Annotated in this window: 18 protein-coding genes, 1 pseudogene and 1 riboswitch; of the genes and pseudogenes, 13 read left to right on the top strand and 6 right to left on the bottom strand. The window is 57.9% G+C overall.

The genetic code is table 11. From position 1 onward, the window contains the following. Window positions 1–126: 126 nt before the first annotated feature. Complete coding sequence (locus AADW57_RS09135) at window positions 127–1056, top strand: YicC/YloC family endoribonuclease (RefSeq protein WP_341666583.1); 930 nt, start codon at window positions 127–129, stop codon at window positions 1054–1056. Between the two features lie 77 nt (window positions 1057–1133). Here AADW57_RS09135 and AADW57_RS09130 read toward each other — a convergent pair whose 3' ends face one another. Further along, a complete protein-coding gene (locus AADW57_RS09130) occupies window positions 1134–2192 on the bottom strand; it encodes a DUF1176 domain-containing protein (protein ID WP_341666582.1) in 1059 nt (352 codons plus the stop codon). A gap of 230 nt (window positions 2193–2422) precedes the next feature. Here AADW57_RS09130 and AADW57_RS09125 point away from each other — a divergent pair, with 230 nt between their 5' ends. The 3 genes and pseudogenes from AADW57_RS09125 to AADW57_RS09115 all read left to right on the top strand — a co-directional run bounded on the left by AADW57_RS09125 (window position 2423) and on the right by AADW57_RS09115 (window position 4977). Beyond that, window positions 2423–2788 carry a Bug family tripartite tricarboxylate transporter substrate binding protein gene (locus AADW57_RS09125; protein ID WP_341666581.1) on the top strand — a complete coding sequence of 122 codons (366 nt, stop codon included), beginning with the start codon at window positions 2423–2425 and terminating at the stop codon, window positions 2786–2788. A gap of 34 nt (window positions 2789–2822) precedes the next feature. Next, window positions 2823–3452 carry a Bug family tripartite tricarboxylate transporter substrate binding protein gene (locus tag AADW57_RS09120; RefSeq protein ID WP_341666580.1) on the top strand — a complete coding sequence of 210 codons (630 nt, stop codon included), beginning with the start codon at window positions 2823–2825 and terminating at the stop codon, window positions 3450–3452. Between the two features lie 327 nt (window positions 3453–3779). Beyond that, window positions 3780–4977: pseudogene (locus AADW57_RS09115) on the top strand (alpha-hydroxy acid oxidase). A gap of 117 nt (window positions 4978–5094) precedes the next feature. On the opposite strand, the gene AADW57_RS09110 reads toward AADW57_RS09115, so the two are convergent. Both AADW57_RS09110 and AADW57_RS09105 read right to left on the bottom strand, forming a co-directional pair. After that, entirely contained in the window at window positions 5095–5544 is a 450-nt protein-coding gene (locus AADW57_RS09110) for an Hsp20/alpha crystallin family protein (RefSeq protein ID WP_341666579.1), read from the bottom strand. 137 nt (window positions 5545–5681) lie between these two features. Then, window positions 5682–5858 (bottom strand): hypothetical protein, encoded by a 177-nt coding sequence (locus AADW57_RS09105; RefSeq protein ID WP_341666578.1) that lies wholly within the window; start codon window positions 5856–5858, stop codon window positions 5682–5684. Window positions 5859–6268: 410 nt separating this feature from the next. Between AADW57_RS09105 and fmdA the strand changes: the two genes are divergently transcribed. The 9 genes from fmdA (at window position 6269) to AADW57_RS09060 (ending at window position 20199) form a co-directional block, all read left to right on the top strand. Further along, the gene (gene fmdA / locus AADW57_RS09100) at window positions 6269–7468 is read left to right on the top strand and encodes a formamidase (RefSeq protein ID WP_341666577.1); all 1200 of its coding nucleotides are present in this window, start codon (window positions 6269–6271) and stop codon (window positions 7466–7468) included. Between the two features lie 54 nt (window positions 7469–7522). Beyond that, window positions 7523–7810, top strand: coding sequence for an FmdB family zinc ribbon protein (locus AADW57_RS09095; protein WP_341666576.1), 288 nt, complete (start codon window positions 7523–7525; stop codon window positions 7808–7810). Window positions 7811–7983: 173 nt separating this feature from the next. Then, entirely contained in the window at window positions 7984–10275 is a 2292-nt protein-coding gene (locus AADW57_RS09090; RefSeq protein WP_341666575.1) for a TonB-dependent siderophore receptor, read from the top strand. A gap of 700 nt (window positions 10276–10975) precedes the next feature. Then, on the top strand, window positions 10976–13159 hold the full coding sequence (locus AADW57_RS09085) for a T6SS effector phospholipase Tle3 domain-containing protein (RefSeq protein ID WP_341666574.1): 2184 nt from the start codon (window positions 10976–10978) through the stop codon (window positions 13157–13159). A 107-nt stretch (window positions 13160–13266) separates the two neighbouring features. Further along, window positions 13267–14805, top strand: a complete 1539-nt coding sequence (locus AADW57_RS09080) for a type VI lipase adapter Tla3 domain-containing protein (RefSeq protein WP_341666573.1) — start codon at window positions 13267–13269, stop codon at window positions 14803–14805. 45 nt (window positions 14806–14850) lie between these two features. Next, the gene (locus tag AADW57_RS09075; protein WP_341666572.1) at window positions 14851–15063 is read left to right on the top strand and encodes a hypothetical protein; all 213 of its coding nucleotides are present in this window, start codon (window positions 14851–14853) and stop codon (window positions 15061–15063) included. Window positions 15064–15238: 175 nt separating this feature from the next. Next, entirely contained in the window at window positions 15239–15997 is a 759-nt protein-coding gene (dsrO, locus tag AADW57_RS09070) for a sulfate reduction electron transfer complex DsrMKJOP subunit DsrO (protein ID WP_341666571.1), read from the top strand. A gap of 9 nt (window positions 15998–16006) precedes the next feature. Further along, a complete protein-coding gene (gene nrfD / locus AADW57_RS09065; RefSeq protein ID WP_341666570.1) occupies window positions 16007–17038 on the top strand; it encodes an NrfD/PsrC family molybdoenzyme membrane anchor subunit in 1032 nt (343 codons plus the stop codon). A 35-nt stretch (window positions 17039–17073) separates the two neighbouring features. After that, window positions 17074–20199, top strand: a complete 3126-nt coding sequence (locus AADW57_RS09060) for a tetrathionate reductase subunit A (protein ID WP_341666569.1) — start codon at window positions 17074–17076, stop codon at window positions 20197–20199. Between the two features lie 558 nt (window positions 20200–20757). On the opposite strand, the gene AADW57_RS09055 is transcribed toward AADW57_RS09060, so the two are convergent. The 3 genes from AADW57_RS09055 to AADW57_RS09045 form a co-directional block, all read right to left on the bottom strand. Beyond that, window positions 20758–21507 (bottom strand): SDR family NAD(P)-dependent oxidoreductase, encoded by a 750-nt coding sequence (locus AADW57_RS09055; RefSeq protein WP_341666568.1) that lies wholly within the window; start codon window positions 21505–21507, stop codon window positions 20758–20760. Between the two features lie 86 nt (window positions 21508–21593). Then, window positions 21594–22889 carry an LLM class flavin-dependent oxidoreductase gene (locus AADW57_RS09050; protein ID WP_341666567.1) on the bottom strand — a complete coding sequence of 432 codons (1296 nt, stop codon included), beginning with the start codon at window positions 22887–22889 and terminating at the stop codon, window positions 21594–21596. Continuing rightward, window positions 22886–23668 carry a 3-oxoacyl-ACP reductase gene (locus tag AADW57_RS09045; RefSeq protein WP_341666566.1) on the bottom strand — a complete coding sequence of 261 codons (783 nt, stop codon included), beginning with the start codon at window positions 23666–23668 and terminating at the stop codon, window positions 22886–22888. The genes AADW57_RS09050 and AADW57_RS09045 overlap by 4 nt, the downstream gene beginning before the upstream one ends. 48 nt (window positions 23669–23716) lie before the next feature. Beyond that, window positions 23717–23814: riboswitch (TPP riboswitch) on the bottom strand. Between the last annotated feature and the right edge of the window lie 10 nt (window positions 23815–23824).

The following is a 23824-nucleotide window of genomic DNA, read 5'->3' as shown; positions in this document are numbered from 1 at the left end:
TTCCTAAAAACCGCCTCGTCTTTAAACCAAGCAGTGTATCGAAGTTTGATGACGCTAGTGGGCACGACCGGGCACGGCTGGGGAGTACAATGCCCTGTTTCTTCTATTTCGCAAAGTGGCCGAACAATGATCCGTAGCATGACTGCATTTGGCAGTGCCAAAGCCGAGTCCGAAGCAGGCTCCATCAGCATTGAAATGCGCAGTGTCAACAACCGTTTTCTGGATGTGAGCCTGCGCCTGCCCGACGAATTGCGTTTTGCCGAGAACCTGCTGCGCGAGCAGCTTGCCCAGGGCGTGCAGCGCGGCAAGCTGGATGTACGGGTCAACTTTGCACGAGCCGGTCTCGAACAGCAACGCAGCCTGGACATGGACGCCGTATTGCGCGCGGCCCAAATGCTGCAGACCGCCCGCGCCCACATCCCGGATCTGCCGGCCCCCGAGCTGCATACCCTGCTCAGCAACCAGAACGGCAACGCCTCGGACATGGACCCCGCGCTATGGCTGCCCATGATCCAGCAAGCCTGCGAGGCGGCCCTGGTGGACTTGCGCGCCACCCGCGAGCGCGAAGGACAGCGCCTGGCTCAGGTCATGCAGGCCATTAGCCAGGACATGGCCGCCCTGGTGGAGCAAGTTCATGCACACATGCCCGACATCCTGGCCGAACAACAAAACAAGATAGCCACTCGCTTGCGCGATGCCCTGCAACAAGCCAGCCCCGACGGTTTTGCCCTGATCTCCGGCGCAGAACTGTCGGCGCGCATCGCCCAGGAAGCCTCCACCTTCTCGCTGCGCATCGACGTGGCCGAAGAACTGGCCCGCCTGCGCTCGCACCTGAGCGAGCTGCAATTGATCCTGTCCGGCCAAGTCGGCGATGACAAGCGCAAAGGCGCCCGCCAAGGCAGCACCGGCAAACGCCTGGACTTCCTGTTCCAGGAAATGAACCGCGAAGCCAACACCCTGGGCTCCAAAGCCGGCAGCGTAGACGTCACCCGTGCGTCTATCGACCTGAAACTGCTGATCGAGCAACTGCGGGAACAAACGCAGAATATCGAGTGATCGCGATCCCTACCCATCGCACTTGTTGGGTAGAGCGAACACAAGGCGCGTAGGCAGATATGCTATGTTTTGCATAGTTAGGGTTCACGCACCTGACTGACATACTCCGGTATATCCCACGCGCCGCCCGCGCGAATCGCCATGCAGCGCCCGGTATCACCCCGCGCGCTTTCGACAAATTCGGCTCCGTTCCATACCCATTCCTGATGGCTCCAGCAGTCTCCCAGACCGCGCCCCTTCATAGCGGATGAAATTTTCCCGTTCTCGTAATCATTACCGCTGTCACTGACTAGCACCGGCGCAGACCGCATATGTTTATTAATGACAAAATAGGCACTCCCGCCGTTATACGCAGCCAACCAGCAAGGCGCGCTGACCAGCAGCGTATTGTCATTAAGCTGCGCGACTTCCCAAGGCTCTGCCAGTCTGTCCTCGGTGCACACTTGATCTTGATCAGCCGCCAGCACCCGTAGAATCGGCGCTCTTAGCACGGCCGCCTCTTGTGTCGTCATCGGCCGCAAGGCTTTATCCGTTACGGCAGCGCGATGAATGACCGGCGCGGCAACCGGCATTTTTACCGAGGACTCCTTGTTAGCGCCTTTACGCAGAATGGCTCCGGGCGTGTTCACCCGCCCCTGCACATCATCCATTTTCAACAGTACGGCGCTGGAGCCTGCCCCGGACACCGAAAAATCGCTACCATTTTCACGGAAAGAAACCGGCGCGTCTTTTTTCAGTGCGGCAAGAAACCGGGCCGCTTGAGCATCATTCATCTGCCAGGAGTCATCCCCCGCGAAAGCCAAAGGGCCGGCGGTACGGCCGGCAATAAGCAGATCCGGAGGAGACGCTCTCTGCCCTGCTCCGTCATCGTAATGAGCCAGCATGACGCGATTCATCACCGGCGTATCCCTGCCCGCCTGGCGCGTCAGCAACACCGTTGCGCCCTTATCCACTCCGTCCTTGGCATAGCCTGCCGCACGGCAGGTCAGTGTGTTGTCGCAGATCAGGTCCCAGTCCTTATGGGAAAATGTCGCCGCAGCACTTTGCGCCGCCGCACTTCCCATCGACATCGCCAGCAACACACAGCTTGCCGGGACTGACAAGAACGTGCTGCAAGATCGTTTCTGTCGTTTCATATGCGCTCTGCTTCCTATTGTTATTTATGGCTTACGGCTTATTTGTCAGTATTTTAGCCAGGCTAACTGCAATCGCATAAGACAACAAATTGATTAACATGTTAAGTTAATGCTAAGATGATCTTCATCACGGCCAAAAGAAGCAGTCGGCTTCTATGCATTCTATTTTTCAGAACATAGCCGTGATCGCCAACCGGAATTGCCCTTACCCAAAAGGAAGATGCCGGGTTATGGATACAACAACACAAAATGAGGAGCACCATTTAATGAAAACCACAGAAAAATCATTCCTGCTTTCACTCGCAGCCGCCTTTACATTCGGCATAGTCTCCACCACACCCGCCAATGCAACTGAAAACTGGCCCAACAAGCCAATCACTTACGTCGTGCCCTTCTCCCCGGGCGGTTCAACAGACATTGTGGGCCGCACCTATGCGCAAGCCATCGGCGCAGATCTGGGCGTGCCTGTGGTCGTAGAAAACAAGCCCGGCATGGGCGGAAGTTTAGGCGCAGCTTATGCATCCCGGGCCAAACCGGACGGATATACATTGTTGGGCGGCTCAATCAGCTCCCAAGCCGTCAACGTCAGTCTCTGACCCTAATATCGGCTACGACCCCTTGACCTCGTTCATGCCTGTCATCATGACGGCGTCGGTTCCAAATGTGCTATTGGTGCGTGCAGACAGCACGATCAAATCGGTAGACGACTTGATCGCTAAAGCACGGGAAAAGCAGGATGGCGTCACGTACGGGTCTGCCGGTGTTGGTTCATCCCACCATCTGGCAGGAGCCCTTTTCACGGATACCATCGGCAGCCAGATGCTGCATATCCCTTACAAAGGCAGTGCGCCGGCGCTACAAGCCTTAGTGGCCGGCGACATAGACATCCTGTTCGATAACCTGACCTCTGCTGTCCCCTTGGTCGAATCGGGACGCTTGCGCGCCTTGGCCATTACCTCCAGCACGCCTTCCGAGGCGCTTCCAAATATCAAACCACTGAAAGACCTTGGACTGAAAGACTACGAAGTCGTATCGTGGCAGGCTGTCTATGTGCCGGCTGGAACGCCCCAAGCTATCGTTGATAAGCTGTACACGGTCTTGCACGCCGCCATGCAAAAACCCGCTGCCCAAGATCGCCTCAAGGGTATGGGCATGACCATCTCCGGGGCAGGCCCCGAAGAGCTGGCCACCTTCCAAAAGGCCAAGATCGCCAAATGGGCTGCGCTTATTCGCAAAGCGAATATCAAGGTAAATAACTAGACAGCCTTGCATGAACGCTAACAGTCCGCCACCCGGCCTGTTGCCTTACGTCAATCGCTCCCAATTACCCTTGCGAGTTTTTACATGGGCTCGTGTATGTGCAGCAGCCCACGGTGCTGCGCATACTACCTTCGCCTGTACCGGCGTCCGTTCATCCGGACAATCGCTGCGAGTCGATTCATCCGTCTCACCTACTTGCGCAGTCTTGGTGACCTGCCCAGAGGCTGGCGCGGCAGCACTTGGTTATGGTGAACCTGGCTGTGCGGGCGCATGTACTGCTTCAATTTACAGGCCTCACGCACATTGCTTGCGAGGGAACAGTAAAAAATGGATCTCATCGTGACTTACTCAAAGCCGTCTCGTCTACTAAAAAAAATTTACTCGTTAAACGATTTTGAGCGGCTGGCTCGTAAAAAACTGCCGCGCCAATTATTTAGCTATATTTATAACGGAGCGGAGGATGAGGTTTCACTGACGCACAATCGCGCCGCATTCAATGAGTACATGATTGTGCCTCGCATGCTGGCAGGTGTTTCACAGCGCACACAAACCATCGAACTGTTTGGCCAGACATTTGATTCCCCGTTCGGTATCTCGCCCGTTGGCCTTTGTGCCATGTGGGCCTATCGAGGAGACATCTTGCTGGCCCGCGCGGCAGCACAGGCCAATATTCCAGCCATTATGAGTGGTGCATCACTCATTCCGATGGAGGACGTGGCTCGCGCGGCTCCACAAACCTGGTTTCAGGCGTATATGCCTGGCGACACTGCCCGTGTTGATGCGCTCATGGCACGCATCAGCGCAGCAGGCTTCAAGACCCTGGTGCTGACTGTTGACCTTCCGGTCAAAGTTAACCCCGAAGCCTATTTGCGCAATGGTTTCAGTTCCCCGCTGCGACCCAGCGCGCGTCTGGCCTGGGACGGCATCAGCCACCCTCGCTGGCTCTTAGGCACATTTGCGCGCACCGTGCTGCGCCACGGCATGCCGCATTTCGAGAATTGGCGTGCCGAACGTGGTAATGCCATTCTGTCGTCTACGGCAGAACGTGATTTCCAGGCCCAAGATCATTTTGACTGGAGCCATGTCCGGCAGGTCCGAGACATCTGGAAAGGCACGCTGATTGTTAAAGGATTGATGCGTTGGCAAGATGCGGTCCTGGCTCGTGATGCAGGAGTTGACGGCATCATCGTCCAACCACGGAGGCCGTCAGATCGACGGCTCCGCATCACCCCTGCAGGTCTTACCCGAGATCGTCAAGGCCGTGCCTGACCTTGTTGTCATGATGGATAGCGGCATTCGCCGAGGCAGCGATGTATTGAAGGCCTTATCGCTAGGGGCAAAATGCGTATTCGCGGGCCGCCCCTTCAATTACGCGGCCGCCGCCGATGGCGCGTCCGGCGTCAATCACGCCATTCGGATCTTGCAAACGGAGATACATCGGAACATGGCACTGCTGGGAATCAACCGACTGGATGAGTTGGACGATACCCTGGTGCGGCATGTTTCAAATTTACGGGCTGCATGAAACCGGCATGGCGGACAACTGGCTCATTACAAATACGTCAACAGACAGGTCGGTCACAAAAACAAAGTCATGGCGACAACCGCGCCTTTCGGCGCGGTTTCCACAAACAAACACCCATCAACGGATTTCCAGCTTTTTAGCGCCGGCACCGCCTTTCTTCTTGGGCAGAGTCAGCTCCAGCACGCCGTTTTCACACTTGGCCTGGGCTTGGGCATCGTCGATGTCATGCGCCAGACTGAAGCTGCGCGTTTGCACGCCGTAGTAGCGTTCACTGCGCAGCACGGTTTCACCCTGCTTTTCTTCGTGTTTGCGCCGCGTCTCTACACGGATGGATACGACGTTACCATCCACCGTGACATGCACATCTTCCTTGTCAACGCCGGGTATATCGGCCGTGACCTGATAGGCCTGGTCATCTTCGTGCACATCCAAGCGAATACTTTGCGCGCCTTGCCCGGCCAGTGATCCGACGACCGGCATGCGCCGGAACATATCTTCAAAATCACGAAACGCGTCCAATCCTGCCAGCTCGCCAAACGGATTGAAGCGGGTCAGATTATTTGCCATTGCTCATCTCCTATTTGCCATTGATGCCAAGCCCTGAGTTCAGACAGTGAAAGCGTCGGGCTCTATCCGCCTCCAGAAAAGCATATGACGCCCAAGCAGAATATTTCAAGACAATCCCGATACATCAAGGGCTTGCCCTATATGGACAGGTCCTGGGCGTATCGTTTGGCGATGCCGGCCAAGTCGGAAACTCGCCCACAGCCCCCATGCGCGGCGGCGCTACGGTCTGGTCCAGGTTGATCGGGATTGCCGGCCCGCAGATGGTTGAACAGAAGGTTCAGGGCAATCAGGATCAGGCCGCCGAAAGTCACCACACAACGGCTTTTAAGCCGGGTACGGCAGATTGGGCCCCAGGCTCAGATTTTCGTATTCAGGGCGCGGCGCAGGTGCGCGGCCCGCAGTTTGAGCGTGGGTTACGGTAATGTCTCCGAACAGTGAATATGCGAATTTTCATATGCAGACCCTAAGCTCTAATGTTGCTGAAAAAACAGGAATCGACTTGGGATTTATCCTCTGGACAAAGGTTTTATTCTGATTTTTATTTTTTTACTTAGCTTATAAACCATTGGCCCATAAAGGAATTGATAATTTCCAAATTATTAATACTTAAACCAAGCGTCATCGCTTTATTTTGACCCTCCACAAGGCCTCGTGTAACGTGTTTTGCAACGTCAATACGACGTGATCGTGCAGCTAGACCCAGCAACAATAATCAGGAGAACACATGCAGCACATCAAAATCAAACCGGGCGCGCCTCTGGCCGAACAGGCCGAAATCGGCCACAACCGCTGGCACCCCGATATCCCCGACCTGACCAGCGTAAAACCTGGCGAGGAAATGATCCTGGAATGTCTGGACTTTCTGGATGCGCAGATCAAGAACACCGACAGCGCCAATGATGTGCGCGATGTGGACCTGACACGCGCCCACCCGCTGACCGGTCCCATTCATGTCGAGGGTGCCGAACCAGGCGATATTCTGGTGGTGGACCTGCTGGACATTCGCTGTATTACCCCGGTCGGGTTTTCGGGTATTTTTGCCAAGGAAAACGGCGGTGGATTTCTGGCCGAGCATTTTCCAGAGGCCGACAAAGCCATTTGGGACCTGCATGGCGTGTACGCCACCTCGCGCCATATTCCGGGCGTGCGTATTGCTGGCATGATGCACCCTGGCCTGATCGGCACCCTGCCTTCGCACGATCTGCTGCGCGAATGGAACCGCCGCGAAGCATTGCTGGTTCCCAAAGGCCATGCCAACCCGCCCGACGCCCGGACCGCCGTACTGCGCGGCGTACAAGGCCCCGAGTTTGATCGCATGGCCGCCGAAGCCGCCCGCACCGTCCCGCCGCGCGAACACGGCGGCAACCTGGACATCAAGAACCTGACTATCGGTTCACGCATCTATTTCCCGGTCTATGTAAAAGGCGCAGGCCTGTCCATGGGGGATCTGCACTTCTCGCAAGGCGATGGCGAAATCTCGTTTTGCGGTGCTATCGAGATGGATGGCGCGGCGCACCTGGGTTTTGATCTGATCAAGGGCGGCATGGCCAAATACAATCTGACCGCCCCTATTTACGTGCCCGGCCGTCACGATCCACGTTACGACCAATGGCTACACTTTACCGGCATCAGCGTCGAGGACAGTGTCAACTACTATCTGGACTCCACTGTTGCGTATCGTCAGGCTTGTCTGGCGGCCATTGACTACATCACGCGGGTCACAGAATTGTCCCGCGCCCAGGCCTATATGCTGCTGACGGCCGCGCCAGTCGAAGGCCGTTACGGTGGCGTGGTGGATCTGCCCAACAGCTCGGCCTCGTTAGCCCTGCCTACCGGCATCTTCGACACGGACATCCTGCCGCAGGGCGCGCTCAATCAAGCCGCTCAGTTCGGTCGTCCCGGCACGCGCTGCACATTGTCCTAAACGCAACAAGGCCGGACTACCCGGCCCTGTTGCCTGTTTCATCCGGATTGTCTTATGCCTTTGTACGACTACCTTTGCAATCATTGCCTGACACGCAGCAGCCAATTGCGCAGCATCGCCGCCCGCAACCAGGAACAGCCCTGCCCGTCCTGCCAGAAAGGCACCTTGCTGCTGCAACTGAGCGCACCCCGCCGCCTGTTCAGCAAAGATGGACCTGCGCGCGCCTTGACGCCCCAGCAAGCGCTGGCCGGCACCCGCGTCACCGGCCCTGGCACACGCTCCAGCAGTCGCAATTCTGTCTTGCATACCTGTATGGGACCAGGCTGTAGCGTCTGCGCCTAACACCGCTCGTCGGATTGCCTGCGATCAACCCGATGGCATCCAGGCATCCAGGCATCCAGGCATCCAGTTTGTCGGGTATTGATCCTCGGGTCAAAATGCCCGCCCTCAAGAAACAAAATGAAAAAACCCTGTTTATAATCGAGAATCAATCTCATTATTAACAAGGTGGTTTCATGTCGTCTTTCTTGCTGTATGCTGCAGCGCGATTCAAGCCTAACCGTCTGTCTCTCCTGACACGCGGCGCTGCAGCCCTCTGGTTAGCCTCTGGAGCACCGCTACATGCCCAGAATGTAGACGAGCTGGACCGCATTGTGGTCAAAGCTGAACAAGAGCTGAAACAAACCCTTGGCTCATCGCTGATCACCCAGGACGATTTGCAAAAATCGCCGCCCGCCAACGATATTTCCGACGTGCTGCGCACCATGCCCGGGGTCAATCTGACCGGCAACTCGGCTAGCGGCCAGCGCGGCAATAACCGCCAGATCGATATTCGTGGCATGGGTCCGGAAAACACCTTGATCCTGATCGACGGCAAGCCGGTCAGTTCGCGTTCTGCGGTACGCTTTGGCTGGCGCGGCGAACGTGACTCGCGCGGCGACACCAACTGGGTCCCGGCAGAACAGATCGAACGCATCGAGGTGCTGCGCGGCCCCGCAGCGGCCCGCTACGGCAATGGTGCCGCCGGCGGCGTAGTCAATATCATCACCAAACCCAGCACAGATACGTTTCAAGGTACGGTATCCCTGTATGGCAACCTGCCCCAGCACAGCAAGGAAGGCGCGTCGCGTCGCATCAACTTCGGTCTGAGCGGCCCGGTTTCCGATAGCGTGTCTTTCCGACTGTACGGCAATCTGAACAAGACAGAGGCCGACGATTACGACATCAATAAAGACCATGCCTCCGGACGCGGGGGAGCCAATAAAGGCACTTTTGCAGCCGGGCGCGAAGGCGTGCGCAACAAAGATGTCAACGGCCTGCTGGCCTGGCGGCTCAACAGCCGCCACACGATAGAGCTAGAAGCCGCCTATGGACGCCAGGGCAATATTTATGCGGGCGATACACAAAACACCAATACCAACGACGAAGTCCAGCGCCGACTTGGAGACGAAACCAACACGCTATATCGTCAAAGTTATTCCCTAACCCACCGCGGCGACTGGAACGACAAGACCGATTCCTTGGCCTACATCCAGTACGAAAAGACCCGCAACTACCGGATTCTGGAAGGCCTGGCAGGCGGCACCGAAGGCGCATTCAACGATCCGGCCCGCGCCCGGGACGGTGGATGGGGCATCATAGACCTGACTACCTTGACAGCGCACGCCCAGGCCAGCCACCAGTTCAACACCGCCGGTATAGAACAATATGCCACTCTGGGCCTGGAATGGGTAGGACAGGAGCTGAACGATCAGTCGTCGGAACTGGCCCTGCGCAATCGTTCGCGCATTCCCGGCGCGCCCAGCGCCTACAAAGCGAAATCACGCGCCAATATTTATTCGGTGTTTGTCGAGGACAACATCTACGCAAGCGACAAGACCACTGTTACGCCGGGTCTGCGCCTTGATTATCACGACAAGCACGGCAGCAACTGGAGCCCGTCGCTGAACCTGTCGCACGCAGTCACAGACAACTGGTTGCTCAAAGCCGGCATCGCACGCGCCTACAAAGCACCCAATCTGTACCAAAGCAACGCTGGCTATACCTTGTACAGCCTGGGCAACGGCTGCTGGGGCAACAGCGGCGGTGCCAGCGACGCGGGCTGCTTCTTGCAGGGCAATGCGGACCTGAAGGCCGAAACCAGCATCAACAAAGAACTGGGCATCGAGTTCGTGGGCAACGAAGGCATGGGAGCCAGCCTGACCTACTTTCACAACGACTATCGCAACAAAGTAGAAGCCGGTCGTGCCGCCGTGGACAGTTTCCGTGCCATGAACAACCGCCAACTGGTGCTGCAATGGGAAAACATTCCCAAGGCGGTCGTGTCCGGCCTGGAAGGCAATCTGACCTTACCGCTGGCCCAGGACTGGTTGTGGCAGACTAACTTTACTTACATGATCGAGTCCAAGAACAAGAACACCGGCGAAGCGCTCGCCACGATTCCCAAATACACCATCAACAGTACGTTGGACTGGACCGTGAATGCCGATTGGTCGCTACGCGCCAAGGCCACCTTTTATGGCGAGCAAAAACCGCCTAAATTTGATTACTACGGCAAACCGCTGGAAGGGTCGGCCACCGATAAGGTGTCGCCCTACGCCTTGTTTGGCCTGAGCACGCAGTACCGGGTAAACAAACACCTGCGCGTCAATGCCGGCGTGGACAATCTGTTCGACAAGCGTCTGTTCCGGCGCGGTAACGCCATCGGCGTCAATGTAGGCACGCCCAACTACATCTATGGTGCTGGGGCCCACACCTATAACCAGCCTGGCCGCACCTTTTTCTTGGGCCTGACCGGTTCGTTTTAAGGTGCGATGGCAGCAGCATAGCCTTTAACAGAAACACCTCCGATCCAATACGCCCGACCGCCTGCAGCGCATCGCTACAGGCGGTCGGGCGTATGCCCCGCCTTGAAAGCCATGCCCTCCCAGGCACAACCCACACCAGAAAAAAACAATCAATTCAATCAACCATCATAAATAAATAATAAGGCTATTTATTATATAGAATAAAAAAACAAAAAGATCATTAAAAAGAAAATAAACAATTGATTTTATTGTAATTTTTATCAAAGAAAGATTAAGAAATTTAAATTTAAATAAAAATCAACAAAAGGCAATAACAACAATCACTCAAAATCTTACATTTACAAAAATAATATTCATTACCAATACAAAGCCACATCACTTATACTGAAAAAGTCGCCCTACTTTCGCGCATAAAAAAACTGGCATTTCTATCGAAAACCATCCTGGCTGTCACATTACGCAACATCGATAGAAAGGTAAAACCCGTGTCTTTCTTTAAAAGCCATCGATCATTTACCCACACAGGCTTTTTTGGCCTCCCCCTGTCGCCGTATCGTATGAATCGGAGTCGTGCCGGCTGCACCCACAGGACGACACACTGACGGTGCGGGACGACACCACGCCCATGGCCCGCATCGAATGCTGAAGTACCGCGGAGCCAGCCAATGAATTGCAGAAGAAAATCGGGAGAAGAAACAGCATGGCAGATAACGTAATTGCGCAGGCCAGCGCCTTGACGATGGCGAACCGCCCTGGCCTGTGTCCGGTGCAGATCCCGGCAGACCTGCCGGGTATTGTCATCTTCATTCACGGGGTGAACGATAACGGGGCCAACTATGGCACGGTCGAGCAGGGTCTGTGCCAGGGGCTGAACGAGCGCCTGGGACGTACGGATATGCAGCCAGGCCTGTATGGGCGGCAGTATCGGCAGGCGCAGATGGATGGAAAACGCGATGAGAGAATTCTTAACGATCCAGACACCTATCTTTATCAGCGCGAGCCAGGGAAAACAGGCCCCAGCGTGGTCTTGCCGTTCTACTGGGGCTTGCGGCCGGATAACCAGGACATTGCTACTTTGGATAATCCCGGGGTCATTACCAGCCGGCACGCCGACGAACATGGCCGGCTGATGACGCGCGGCCAGTATCAGGATGTGCATGGCAATCGCCTGGACGCGAACTTTGCCAAGGGCGGTGGGTTCTTTGCCAATGCCACCAACAACATCCCGCAAATGTATGAACCGGGTTTTTTGCTTGGGGGTATCGAAAAGTTTGCTATGCACAACGCCTTGGGCGGCAAGGCCGTGTATGCCGGCACGGCCCCCGATCGACGCTATTTTGTGCTGGCTGCTACTCGCCTGGCACATCTGATCAAGACGATTCGCCAGGCCAAGCTGGAACTGCGCTCGGGCCAAAGCCCCCACAACGAAACCATCACCATCATGGGCCACAGCCAGGGCAGCATCATTACCTTGTTGGCCCAGGCTTTGCTCAAGAGTTGGGGCGAGCGCTGCGTCGATTGCATCATCATGGTGGATACGCCCTACAGCCTGCATGCTACGGACGGCGATGGTCATCTGACGGGTCGCAGCAAACTCAAGACATTGGTGCGCATTGTCAATGCGGTTACCGCTAGTCCCCACGATGTGCCCGCCTTGGCCGATCTGATGCTGTCCTCGGGACGGTCCTGCGGGCGCTCCGGGCCGCGCTGGAGTGCGAGTCAGGGCGAACGCCTGGACAAGAGCGGCCAGGAATGGATTACCTTCAAGGAGCGTGACAACCGCGGCAAGGTCTATCTGTACTTTTGCCCCGAGGATACGGTCACCGGCATGAGAAAAATACAGGGCATCGGCACTTTTGGGGTGCCCGACACGGTGCAGAATGAAACGGACGAGCAGTTGGAGGCCATGTCGGTGCTCGAAAAAAGACGATTTTTCCAACGGATGTGGACGCGTTTGCGGCGTTGGGACTGGGATGTCAATGCGGGCCAGGATCATACCGTGCAGGTTGGTCTGACTCCGGGCCGGATTCAGGCACGTAATCGGTATCAACGTCGCACACCCGGCCCTGAAACAGACGGCACGATATGGGGCCCCTTGACTGAAAGTATCAAGGCCGCATATTTGCAGACCTCGTTCGAGCAGAACAGCGAACGCCACATCAATGCCGAGGCCTTGACGCCGCCGCACGAACCCGAGCTGCATGGGGGTGAAGTGGTGCGCGGCGGGCAGCGTCCCGGGCTTGCCGACGTGGCCGGCCAGTTGCGGCTGGACGAGGTAGGTCAGAACGTGGCGCTGGGCAATCAGTATGCCTCGTTTGAGTGGCTGTTCGTTCAGAGAGTCAGTGACTACCCTTGGGATCTGACGTCGTACAAAACCGCCTTCAACGAAGGCAAAGCTCGGGACGATCAGGCGCACAACTGGCGTTTTACGCCACGGCCCACCGGCGGCATGATCGAGCGAGAGGAAACGCCTAACGAAGCACGTTTACGCCTGGCGCAGGACCCGGATGAATTGGAGACCAATAACTACCATTCCGCCATCTTGCGCAGCCCTGAAAACCACCGCTGGGTCACGGCGATGGATGTGGCCTTGGGGCAGGCGATCACGATGGATGACGAGAATTGGCGAAAACTGCTGTATTTAATGGCGGATTGGCGAGTTAAGGATCAGAGGGATTTTAGTAAAAATCCATATTTTAAGCACTTGTCGCCTGACACAAGGGCGTTAATGGAAGCCTGCGTGTTGTACTACCAAGAGGGCGTTTTCCCTGACGAGACCCTTGTGGCCGTTTCGCCACCGCCCTTGGTGGATTACGAACTGACGGCGCATGGTCAAGCCTTGCAAGCGCAAGCAGGCGTCCCTACACAGGGCGGCCAGCCATGAGGCCACGCTTACGGCTGTATGTACTTTTTTTTATCCTGGCGTGTCTGACTTGGGCCATCGGGGTATGGATATGGACGGAATTATTCAGGCACGAGGAGCTGACGCAGATGGGAGCACAGATACGTAACGGAGCCTTGGTAATAGTGGCCATCGGCCTGCTGGGCTATGGCCTGCACGGTCTTAGTTCATCAAGCCCGTCCGCCCCAACACAGGTCGCCCCATCCGTGCCGACCGAACCCAAAAACTTTAACGGCTCTCCCACCATGCTTGCACGGACCGGTGCCGACTATGTACTGGAAGTGCGTGGGATGGGGGTGGTAACAGGAACGACCACCAATCACGAGACCTGGCGGGATATCGAAGCCAAGGCGGACAATTTCGCCACCTATATATCGCAAAATATTGATGATTATTTTGAAACTGATATGCGTCGTCTCTCAGAATTGAGGGTATCAGAAGGCACCAGCTTTGAAGAGGGTGCCAAACACGCCGTCAGCCATTGGCCCGTACCGGTGCTGATCTGGGAGCCGCCTAAACACGTGGATACAGAGCGGCCTGCTGCTCGCTTGGCCAGCTTGCGGCAGGGAGCCAGCCTGGGCGTGCATTTGCTGTTGTGGGAAGAGGACGCTAATACCGAAGACGGGGTGCTGATGCTGGAGCGAGTGTTTGCGTTTTTTGATGCGCATCCCGACGTGCCCGAGGCCTTGCTGGTCAGCTTGGACGGCTCTATGGCGCGTTCCTTGATGCGCACCCCTGGGCATACGAGTCTGCCGGATGAGGGCAAAGTCATCCCGCCCATGCCCGACAGCATTGCTACCTTATTGGTGGCGCGCTCGGACCGGGTGGATGCGCGTATCCGACCCTACGCATTCGAGCAGAGCGGACCGGTCAATCGCAACACCACAGACCTGGACATTACGCGCTTATGGAACTTCTTTTGGGAAAACAATAAAGATCGGGGGCCAGGCAGCTTCAAGGCATACTCCAAAGCCCAAGCCGCGGCGACAGGTGCCGATATGCCGCAGGCCGCCAGCTTTATGTCCTCCGAATGGTGGCACGGCATCCTGCCCCGCTTGTGGGCGACCCTGAGCAACGACGGCCCAGGCGAATTTACGCCCTCGCCCTACATCCCCGTGCGCTGGACCACCTGGCAGGTGCGCCAATTCGACCGGGCACCCTTGCTGGGCTATCTGCATCGACCCGTGACCGTATCCTTGAGTAAAGACGATGGCCAACCGCTGCCTCAGGCGGATCAGGCCGCCGCGATCAAGGCCGGCTGGGAGCAAGCGGTAGCGGCCCTGCCATCGAGGCAGGAGCCGGCGCGGGTGTTTTACGACACTACAGGCGATGCGCGTTCGGTCATCCCCCTGAATCAGGCGCTGGCCCAGATCGGCCCGCAGGCACCGGATCTAAACCATGTAAAAGAAGGCTACGACATAGGCCGACGCATCGGCAATACAGGCATCAGTTCCCCCCTGGTGCAGATCGGGCTGGGGCTGGTGGCCAGCTACCAGCAAGGCGGAGTCAGCGCGACGGTACACCGCCGCCCGGACGGCACCGCCACCCTCATTATGGTCAGCCCACCTGAAGACGAAATCAAAGCCGCTTGGGCGGCCAAGACGAACAACAGCAATCCGTTCCGATAAGTATGGGTGTTCACGGAGCTATTCAGGCACGAGGAGCTGACGCAGATGGGAGCACAGATACGTAACGGAGCCTTGGTAATAGTGGCCATCGGCCTGCTGGGCTATGGCCTGCACGGTCTTAGTTCATCAAGCCCGCCCGCCCCAACACAGGTCGCCCCATCCGTGCCGACCGAACCCAAAAACTTTAACGGCTCTTCCGCCATGTTGGCACGGACCGGTGCCGACTATGTACTGGAAGTGCGTGGGATGGGGATGTAACAGGAACGACCACTTCTCTACCACCTAAAACCCGACTGAATTAATCGGGATTGAATATTTCAACCTTTAAGCGATCAACTTTGACTTTCATCAAAGAGTCATCGGGTATTCCTTAATATGCTTATAACTATAGATAATTTAAACGGGTTTTACCCAGGCATAACGAGGTATAAACATGCTCCCCCCCGCCGTGCCCCAAAAAGGCAAGCGCCGTTTCCTGAAAGAGCTGCTGGGCCTAAGCGCCAGCGCCACCATCATCCCTATCAAGCCAGTTCAGGCTGCCATGAACAGCCAGCCCGAACGCCGTCCGGGTGGCCCCGAAGGGGCCCGCTACGGTATGTTTGTTGACCTGCGCAAATGCATCGGCTGCCAAGCCTGTACGGTCAGTTGTTCCATCGAAAATGCGCCGCCTATCGGCCAATTCCGAACCACCGTCTTGCAATACGAAGTACTGGACGGCCAGCAGCAAGCCGCCATGCTGAGCCTGCCGCGCCTGTGCAACCACTGCGACAACCCGCCCTGTGTGCCGGTCTGCCCGGTACAGGCCACCTTCCAGCGCGAGGACGGTGTTGTCCTGGTGGATAACGAACGCTGCGTAGGCTGCGCCTATTGCGTCCAGGCCTGTCCCTACGATGCCCGTTTCATCAATCACGAAACTCAGACCGCCGACAAATGCACCTTCTGCGAACATCGTCTGGAGGCAGGCCTGTTGCCGGCCTGTGTGGAAAGCTGTGTCGGAGGGGCCCGCATCATCGGTGATCTGAACGACGAGAACAGCACCATCTCGCGCTTGATGGACGAACACAAAGACGAAATCCGGGTCCTGAAGCCCGCCATGAATACCAATCCCCATGTGTTCTATCTCGGTCTGCCCGACGAGTTTGTCGATGGCGTGGATGGCCAGGCCAGCGTGCGCCTGACCACGCAATTCTAGGAGCCCCCCATGACCATCATCGAATTGCTGACCCCCGCTTACGACGTCGCCTGGCTACCCTGGGCGGTACAGTATTTCTTTCTGGTCGGCCTGGCGGCCACCAGTACCATTTGGGTCTGGCGCTGCGCCTGGTCCAAGGACGCCTCGCTACGCGCTCTGGAACCGGCCCTGATGATCGTGCTGCTGTGCAGCAGCGTGGCCGCGCCTATTTCGCTGCTGGCCGACCTGCACCAGCCCGGTCGTTTCTGGCATTTTTATGCCCACTTCACCCCCTGGTCCTGGATGTCGCTAGGTGCCGTCCTGCTGCCGGTTTTTGTCGGCCTGTCCCTGGCCAATGTCCTGGCCTGGTGGCTGGATCGCCGCACGCTGTGGCGCTGGCTGAGCCTGGCCTTGCTGGCATCGGCCGTCTCGGTTCTGGTCTATAGCGGTGCCGAAGTCCTGGTGCTGCGCTCCCGCCCTTTATGGAACACGGTATTCCTGCCCATTAACTTTGCATTGACAGCCGCCTTGGCCAGCCTGGGTGCCATCCTGCTGACAGCCCGCTGGCTACCCGGTGGCATGGCTGCCTTGCCCGTTGCTGCGCTACGCCGCTGGTCCTTGGGCACCGTGCTGGCGCTCATGATCTGTGCGCTGCTATGGGTTGCCACCGGACTGCTGGGCCACAGCCGCTCCTTCCAAGCCGCAGCCGAACTGTTTCAGATTTATCCCGTCTGGCGTCTGAGCTTTCTGGGTTCGATGGTCTTTGGCCTGCTAATCCTGTTCTTGCTTAGCCGACCGGCCAAAACACTGCACGGCAAGTCCTACAGCCTGCTATGCGCCGTGTTGATGCTGGGTTCGGCCTGGGTGTTTCGCTGGATCATTTTCATGGCTGTTCAAGGTGTGCCTAAGTACGGGGCCGGCTTGTATCTGTACACCATGCCTCTGGGCAGCGATGGCCTGTTGGGCATGTTGGGTGTGCTGGGCCTGTGCGTGGCCTTGCTGATGTTGAGCACCACCCTGCTCTCTTACTTCCCGGCCCGCCGTCACGCTGTTGCGGCTTAAGTTCGCACCGATCTTTTTGAATTCAGGTTTGAGCCATGAGCAAGAAAAACGAAACTCCTAATCTATCCCGTCGGCAAGTTCTGGCCCGAGGCGGCGTCGCCGTCGGCGGTCTGGCTGCTTTTGCGGCAGGCTACAGCGATACGGTCGTCAAAGCAGTCCAAGGCCTTGGCCAGGGAACGGCGGGCGTGCCCACCGCCCATGCGACACGCGGCAATTCTTTGCAAGCCGAGTTCCGCATCGATCCCATGACCGGCCTGCTCGATACCCAGCCCGGCCAGGTCGTCAGCCCCTCCAGCTGTCTGGGCTGCTGGACCCAATGCGGCGTGCGGGTGCGCATCGATACCGAAAACAATACGATTTTGCGCATTGCCGGCAACCCTTATCATCCTTTGGCAACGACGCAACCGGCTGCCATGGATCAGCCCGTGCGCGAGGTGTATGCCATGCTGGGCGGAGAAAACGGCCTGGAAGGCCGAGCCAGCGCCTGCGCGCGGGGCGCATCCATGCTGGCTCAGCATGCCAGCCCCTACCGTGTCCTGGCCCCGCTCAAGCGAGTGGGACCACGCGGTTCAGGCCAATGGCAACGCATCAGTTTTGAACAATTGATCGCCGAAGTCTGTGACGGCGGCGATCTGTTCGGCGAAGGCCAGGTGGACGGCTTGCGCGCCATCTGGGATCACAACACACCGATTGACCCCCAAAACCCCGAGTTCGGTCCCCTGGCTAACCAGTTACTATTCACGGACGCCGCCAACGAAGGACGCACGCCGTTGGTCAAGCGTTTTGCCGAACAGGCGTTTGGGACCGTCAACGTCAGCAACCACGGCTCGTACTGCGGCCAAAGCTTTCGTGTGGGCACCGGTGCGGCCCTGGGCGATTTGAAAGGCATGCCGCACGGCAAACCGGACTGGAAAAATGCGCGTTTCGGCCTGTTCATCGGTGCCGCGCCAGCCCAGTCCGGCAACCCATTCCAGCGTCAGGGTCGCGAACTGGCCGAGGCGCGCGCGCGCAAAGAAAACACCTTCCGCTATGTGGTCGTCTCCCCGATTCTGCCTACCTCGTCCAGCCTGGCCTCGGGCAGCGGCAATCGCTGGCAACCCGTATTGCCCGGCAGCGACCTGTCGCTGGTCATGGGCATGCTGCGCTGGATTCTGGAGCAGGAACGCTTTGACCGGCAGTACCTGGCCCGTCCGCACGCACCCGGCGATGCAGACGAACAGACCGCATCCTGGACCAATGCCACGCACCTGTTGATTGCCGATCCCAAACATCCGGGATTTGGCCGCTATCTACGCGCTACTGATCTGGGCTGGGAAGTGCCGCAGGGAAGCGACGCTGCCTTTATCGTCATGGACGAGCAAGGAGAACTGCGGGCGCATACCGATCTGGAACAGGCCGAACTGTTTGTGGAACGCAAGGTTCTGCTGGACGACCAGGAGGTCCAAGTCTGCACGGCGTTGCATATGCTGCGCGAACGCACGCAAGAACACAGCCTGGAGCATTACGCGCAGCGTTGTGGCTTGCAAGAAGAAGAACTAATCGAACTGGCGCGAGAATTTACCAGCCACGGCCGTCAAGCCGTTGCCGATGCCCACGGCGGGACCATGAATGGCTCGGGCTTTTATACCGCCTATGCCATTGCCATGCTCAATACACTGGTCGGCAACCTGAATGTGAAAGGCGGTCTGGTTCTGGATGCTGGCCCTTTTGGCCCTTTCGGCCCCGGCCCACGCTACAATTTTGCCCAGTTTCCGGGCAAAGTCGCCGCCAAGGGCGTCGCCCTGTCCCGCCACCGTTTTGCCTACGAGAAATCCAGCGAATACCAGCGCCGCAAGGAAAAAGGCGAAGCCTTGTACCCTGCGCCGGCTCCCTGGTATCCCGCGGTAGGCGGCCTGAGCAGCGAGATGATCGCCTCCGGCCTGAATGGCTATCCGTACTCCTGCAAAGTGTGGATTAATCACATGAGCAATCCGGTATATGCTATTGCCGGTTTCAAGAACGCGATGTTGGATAAGCTGAAAGACCCGACAGTTTTGCCGCTGTCTATTTCCATCAATCCATTCATCAACGAGACCAACGCCTACGCGGACTACATCGTTCCGGACACGGTCACCTACGAAAGCTGGGGCGTATCAGCCCCTTGGGCAGACGTCATTGCCAAGTCCTCCACGCTGCGCTGGCCCGTGGTGCAGCCACGCGTCGAGCGTACCGCCGACGGCCAGCCGATTAATCTGGAAAGTTTTTTGTTTGCTGTGGCTCTGCGCCTGGCGCTGCCCGGATTCGGCAAAGGCGTGCTCAAGGACAAGAGCGGCCAAGCCCACGATCTGCTGTGCGCTGAAGATTTTTACCTGCGCGGCATGGCCAATATCGCGTTTGGTGCCGGTCGTCCGGTCGGCAACGCCTCGGACGACGATATGCGCATGACAGGCGTAGATCGCCTGTATCCGGAGCTGCAGGCACGTCTGCACCCGGAAGAACAACGCAAAGTCGCCATGCTGCTGTCACGCGGCGGCCGTTTTGATCGTGTCGACAACGCCTGGAAAGGCGATCAGCTTAAAAAACGCCACGACATCGCTCTGCAGGTCTGGAACGAAGATCTGGCCCGCATGCGCCATTCGATGACCGGTGAGCGTCTGAGCGGCTGCCCCAGCTGGTACCCCACCCGTTTGGCCGACGGCAGCGACATGCGCGAGCATTTCAACGAGCAGGATTGGCCTTTCTTGATGAGCTCCTACAAGTCCAACCTGATGAGCTCCATGTCCATCGGCATGGACAGGTTGCGCCAAGTCCATCCGCACAATCCGATTTCATTGAATCAGGACGATGCCGGCAAGCTGGGCATACGCAATGGCGACCCTATCCGTGTCAGCACGCCCGGCGGTTCGGTCGATGGCGTGGCCTTGGTGCGCGGTGGCATCATGCGCGGGGCCATTGCCATTGAACACGGCTTTGGCCACACCGAGCTGGGTGCCCGTTCGCATACCATCGATGGCCAGCCCATGCCCCATCAGCCTGCCTTTGCCGCCGGCGTCAATCTGAACGAACTGGGTTTTGCAGACCCGACTCGCGCCCCCGGTCAGGACAATGTATGGATTGATTGGGTATCGGGCGCAGCCGTGCGTCAAGGCCTGCCCGCCCGGATAGAAAAGCGTCAGGTCTGATCGCTTCGTGCCACACCCGCCCGTTTGCCGATGCGCAGCGGCGGGCTATTTCCCCCCGCGCCGCCTTCGCCCAAGGCAGCGCACCCTCTCCGCCGATAGTCAGTGTCGCCTGACTGTCGGCGGACGTATTTTTGGCTCGCATCGGTCATGGCTTGGCCCAAAGCCTATCCGGCAATGCCCTTCTTTGTCTGTAGACGGATTTTTTCAAGTTCTAAAAATCATTTCCGTTAATTGCATTTTTATTCTGAGTAGATCCACCCAAGACAAAAAACTCACAGACACCCCAGAAATCCTCGGGAAACCGGCATCCTTATCGTCTGCCCTGACATGTTCCTGCATCCAATGGCATCCATCCCAGTTTGCTGATCGGCATCGGGCACCCATGGGAATCCCAAGATATCCCAGCCCCCCCAAGATTTCCTTAAGACCCTGAAGCAAGGCCGACGCCCGGCGCAACGACCCTGCCCCGAACTGCCAAGCGACTCTTCTGACATCCCGGCCGCAAAAATGGGCGCATTCAGCGCCCATCCCATCATAGTCCCATCAAGGCCCTATCGTTTACGCGCTGCGATGCACGCTCAATCCGGCAAAACTTTGCGCCACCGGCATGATTTCGATGTAATTCACATTCATGTGCGCGGGCGCATTCATGATCCAGGCAATGGTGCCCGCCACATCGTCGGGCGTCAGTGCCTGCACGTTCTGGTACAAAGCTGCTGCTTTTTCATCGCTGCCCAGACGCACTTTGGAAAAATCCGTGCCCGAGCACAAACCCGGAGCCACGGTGGATACCCGCACCGCCGTCCCCGCCAGATCGGCGCGCAGATTCTTGCTGAAATGATGCACAAAGGCCTTGCTGGCACCATAGACATTGCCCCCGGCATAGGCGTAGGCCCCCGCCGTAGAACCCAGATTAATAATATGCCCCTGGTTGCGCTGCACCATGCCGGGCAAGAGCGCATGGGTCATGTGCAGCAAGGCGCTGATATTAGTCGCAACCGTTGTATCCCAGTCTGCCAATTGCGCCTGCTGCGCCGGCGCGACTCCCAAGGCCAGACCGGCGTTATTGACCAGCACATCAATAACTGGAAAACGCCGCAAGATATCGCCCAGCGCACGGTCTACGGCAGTACGATCGGTCAGATCCACGCTGACCGGCACAAAACGCTCGCCCAACTCGTCGGCCAAGGCCTGCAATTTGTCCTGACGCCGGGCCAGACCAATAACAGTATGCCCTTGGGCCACCAATTGACGGGCAATGGCGGCCCCGAATCCAGACGATGCACCCGTAACGACTGCGGTTTTCATGTTGCTTTGTTCCTATGCTGCAGGCTGATGTCTGTCCTTTCGGCAGACAGAGAAAGCACACAGAATAGCAAAAAAGCCGTCACCGGTCAGAGGCTGGCCGGACGCTCCAAGCCCAAATGCCCACGCAAGGTTGTATGCTCATAATCGCGGCGGAATAAGCCACGCTTTTGCAGCACCGGAATCACCTGTTCGACAAAGTCGCGCACACCATTGGGCAGAGATGGCGGCATCAGGTTAAAGCCGTCCGCACCCTCGCTGCGCCACCAATGCTCGATCTGATCCGCAATGGATTCGGGCGTACCCACCATCGTGCAGTGCCCGCCCCCGGCCGCCAGGCGCCCCAACAGTTCGCGCACCGTAGGTTGTTCGGTTTGAATGATGCGCAGCACCGTGGCATAGCGCCCTTTCGGGCCCTTGAAACTTTCCAGAGGCGGCAAGGCAGGTACAGGCGCATCCAGCTCCCAATCCATGCAGTCCTGGCCGATAAAGGTGCCCAACTGGCGCAACGAGGTTTGCGCCGGCAACAATTCGTCCAGTTCCCGCTGCTTGCGACGCGCCTCGTCCATCGTCGAACCCACGTACGTGACCAGGCCCGGCATGATGGGCAGTGGCACGCCACGTCCGGTCGCCTGCACGCGGCGTTTCATATCGCGATAGTAGGCCTGCGCAGACGGCAAATCGTAAGCTACCGCGTAAATGGCCTCGGCCTTGCGGGCCGCCAAATCACGACCCGGCTCGGATGCGCCTGCCTGAAACAGCACAGGCTGCCCTTGCGGCGAACGCGGCAGGGTCAAGGGGCCGTCCACCAGAAAGTGTTCGCCCTCGTGGTGAATGGGGCGCACCTTGTCCACCCGCGCATAATCGCCCTGACGATCCAAGCTCAAAGCATCGTCGGTCCAGGAGTCGAACAGTTTCAGGGCCGTGTCCACAAACTCTTCGGCGCGCGCATAGCGCCAGGCATGATCGGGCATGGCGGCATAACCGTGATTGCGCGCTTCCACATCGAACATGGATGTAACCACATTCCAGCCCATGCGCCCCCGAGACACATGATCGAGCGAACACAACATGCGCGCCGCGACAAACGGCGTATAGAACGTACTGGAAACCGTGCTGATCAGGCCGATGCGCTCGGTCGCCCGCGCTAGAGCGGACATCAGCGTCAAGGGCTCCAGGAACCAGCGTGGACCATCGGCCACATTGTCCGTGGACTGTCCGTCGGCAAAGAAGATCGCGTCCAGCTTGCCCCGCTCGGCGATCTGGGTCAGTTCTTCGTAATAGCGGGGATCACCCAGTCGCTCGACCTGCGAGTCGGGATGACGCCAAGCGGCGCGGTGATGACCGCAGCCCATGATAAATAGATTGAAATGCAGCTGTCTCATCCGTTTTTCACCAATCCGCCGTCCACAACCAGATTTTGCCCCGTCACGGCACGCGCCCACGGCCCGGCAAAAAACAGAGCCGCGTCCGCGAACTCCTCGGGGGTGGTCACCCGACGCAGCGGCGTGCTGGCGGCGATCAGATCGAATACCGCCTGCGGGGTGGCGGCTGACGCATCAGTAGTGCGCAGCAGCCCGCCCGAGATCATATTGACCGTAATCTGCTGCGGTCCCAGATCCTGCGACAAGGTGCGCGTCAAGGACAGCAGTGCCGCCTTGGCCGCCGTGTAGTCGTGATACGGCACGACCGGATTCTGGAACAGATTGGTGCCTATATTGATGATGCGACCAAAACCAGCCTGCTGCATGCCGGCCAAGGCCGCTTGCGTGGTGTTCAGAGCTCCGCCCACCACCCCTTCCAATTGCTGGTTCAGATCGGCCCAGCTCAGGGTGTCGGCATGCGGACGCGCATCGCCATTGAAACTGAACGCCGGCAAGGCGTTATTGACAACAGTGGTGACCGGCGCATTGAAATGATCCTGCGCCAAGGCAAACAAAGCACGAACGGCCTGCGCGTCGGTCACGTCTGCCTGCACAGGCAGGCACTGATCCGGAAACTCGGCCGCCAGATCGTGGGCGGCTTGCGCGCTGTTCAAATAGTTGATGACTACTCGTGCGCCCTGGCGCGCGAACGCGCGCACCAGACAAGCGCCCAGCCCCCGCGCACCGCCGGTGACAAGAACGACTTGTTGTGACAATTCCGAAGCGTTTTCCAGGGACATGACATTCCTTAAATAAATTCGGCGAGGATGTCGGCCCTGTTCGGACAGTAAAGGCATGTCGGACATCCCTTCGCCAGTATGAGCTGGATCAGGTTCGACGGGTTTTATCTCAGCCCTTGCCAAAAAGGACACCCCGTGCCGCAAGGGCAGACCATA

The sequence above is a fragment of the Alcaligenes sp. SDU_A2 genome (assembly GCF_038237375.1).
Classification (GTDB): domain Bacteria; phylum Pseudomonadota; class Gammaproteobacteria; order Burkholderiales; family Burkholderiaceae_B; genus Alcaligenes.
The sequence above is the reverse complement of the archived record's forward strand: the minus strand, read 5'-3'. Positions and strand labels throughout refer to the sequence as shown.

Excerpts from the sequence above, each read along its gene's own strand:
- AADW57_RS09045 (WP_341666566.1), bottom strand. The coding sequence starts at position 23,668 with ATGTCCCTGGAAAACGCTTCGGAATTGTCACAACAAGTCGTTCTTGTC.
- nrfD (WP_341666570.1), top strand. The coding sequence starts at position 16,007 with ATGACCATCATCGAATTGCTGACCCCCGCTTACGACGTCGCCTGGCTA.
- AADW57_RS09085 (WP_341666574.1), top strand. The coding sequence starts at position 10,976 with ATGGCAGATAACGTAATTGCGCAGGCCAGCGCCTTGACGATGGCGAAC.
- AADW57_RS09060 (WP_341666569.1), top strand. The coding sequence starts at position 17,074 with ATGAGCAAGAAAAACGAAACTCCTAATCTATCCCGTCGGCAAGTTCTG.
- AADW57_RS09120 (WP_341666580.1), top strand. The coding sequence starts at position 2,823 with ATGCCTGTCATCATGACGGCGTCGGTTCCAAATGTGCTATTGGTGCGT.
- AADW57_RS09050 (WP_341666567.1), bottom strand. The coding sequence starts at position 22,889 with ATGAGACAGCTGCATTTCAATCTATTTATCATGGGCTGCGGTCATCAC.
- AADW57_RS09090 (WP_341666575.1), top strand. The coding sequence starts at position 7,984 with ATGTCGTCTTTCTTGCTGTATGCTGCAGCGCGATTCAAGCCTAACCGT.
- AADW57_RS09110 (WP_341666579.1), bottom strand. The coding sequence starts at position 5,544 with ATGGCAAATAATCTGACCCGCTTCAATCCGTTTGGCGAGCTGGCAGGA.
- dsrO (WP_341666571.1), top strand. The coding sequence starts at position 15,239 with ATGCTCCCCCCCGCCGTGCCCCAAAAAGGCAAGCGCCGTTTCCTGAAA.
- fmdA (WP_341666577.1), top strand. The coding sequence starts at position 6,269 with ATGCAGCACATCAAAATCAAACCGGGCGCGCCTCTGGCCGAACAGGCC.
- AADW57_RS09055 (WP_341666568.1), bottom strand. The coding sequence starts at position 21,507 with ATGAAAACCGCAGTCGTTACGGGTGCATCGTCTGGATTCGGGGCCGCC.
- AADW57_RS09135 (WP_341666583.1), top strand. The coding sequence starts at position 127 with ATGATCCGTAGCATGACTGCATTTGGCAGTGCCAAAGCCGAGTCCGAA.
- AADW57_RS09130 (WP_341666582.1), bottom strand. The coding sequence starts at position 2,192 with ATGAAACGACAGAAACGATCTTGCAGCACGTTCTTGTCAGTCCCGGCA.
- AADW57_RS09125 (WP_341666581.1), top strand. The coding sequence starts at position 2,423 with ATGGATACAACAACACAAAATGAGGAGCACCATTTAATGAAAACCACA.
- AADW57_RS09075 (WP_341666572.1), top strand. The coding sequence starts at position 14,851 with ATGGGAGCACAGATACGTAACGGAGCCTTGGTAATAGTGGCCATCGGC.
- AADW57_RS09095 (WP_341666576.1), top strand. The coding sequence starts at position 7,523 with ATGCCTTTGTACGACTACCTTTGCAATCATTGCCTGACACGCAGCAGC.
- AADW57_RS09080 (WP_341666573.1), top strand. The coding sequence starts at position 13,267 with ATGGGAGCACAGATACGTAACGGAGCCTTGGTAATAGTGGCCATCGGC.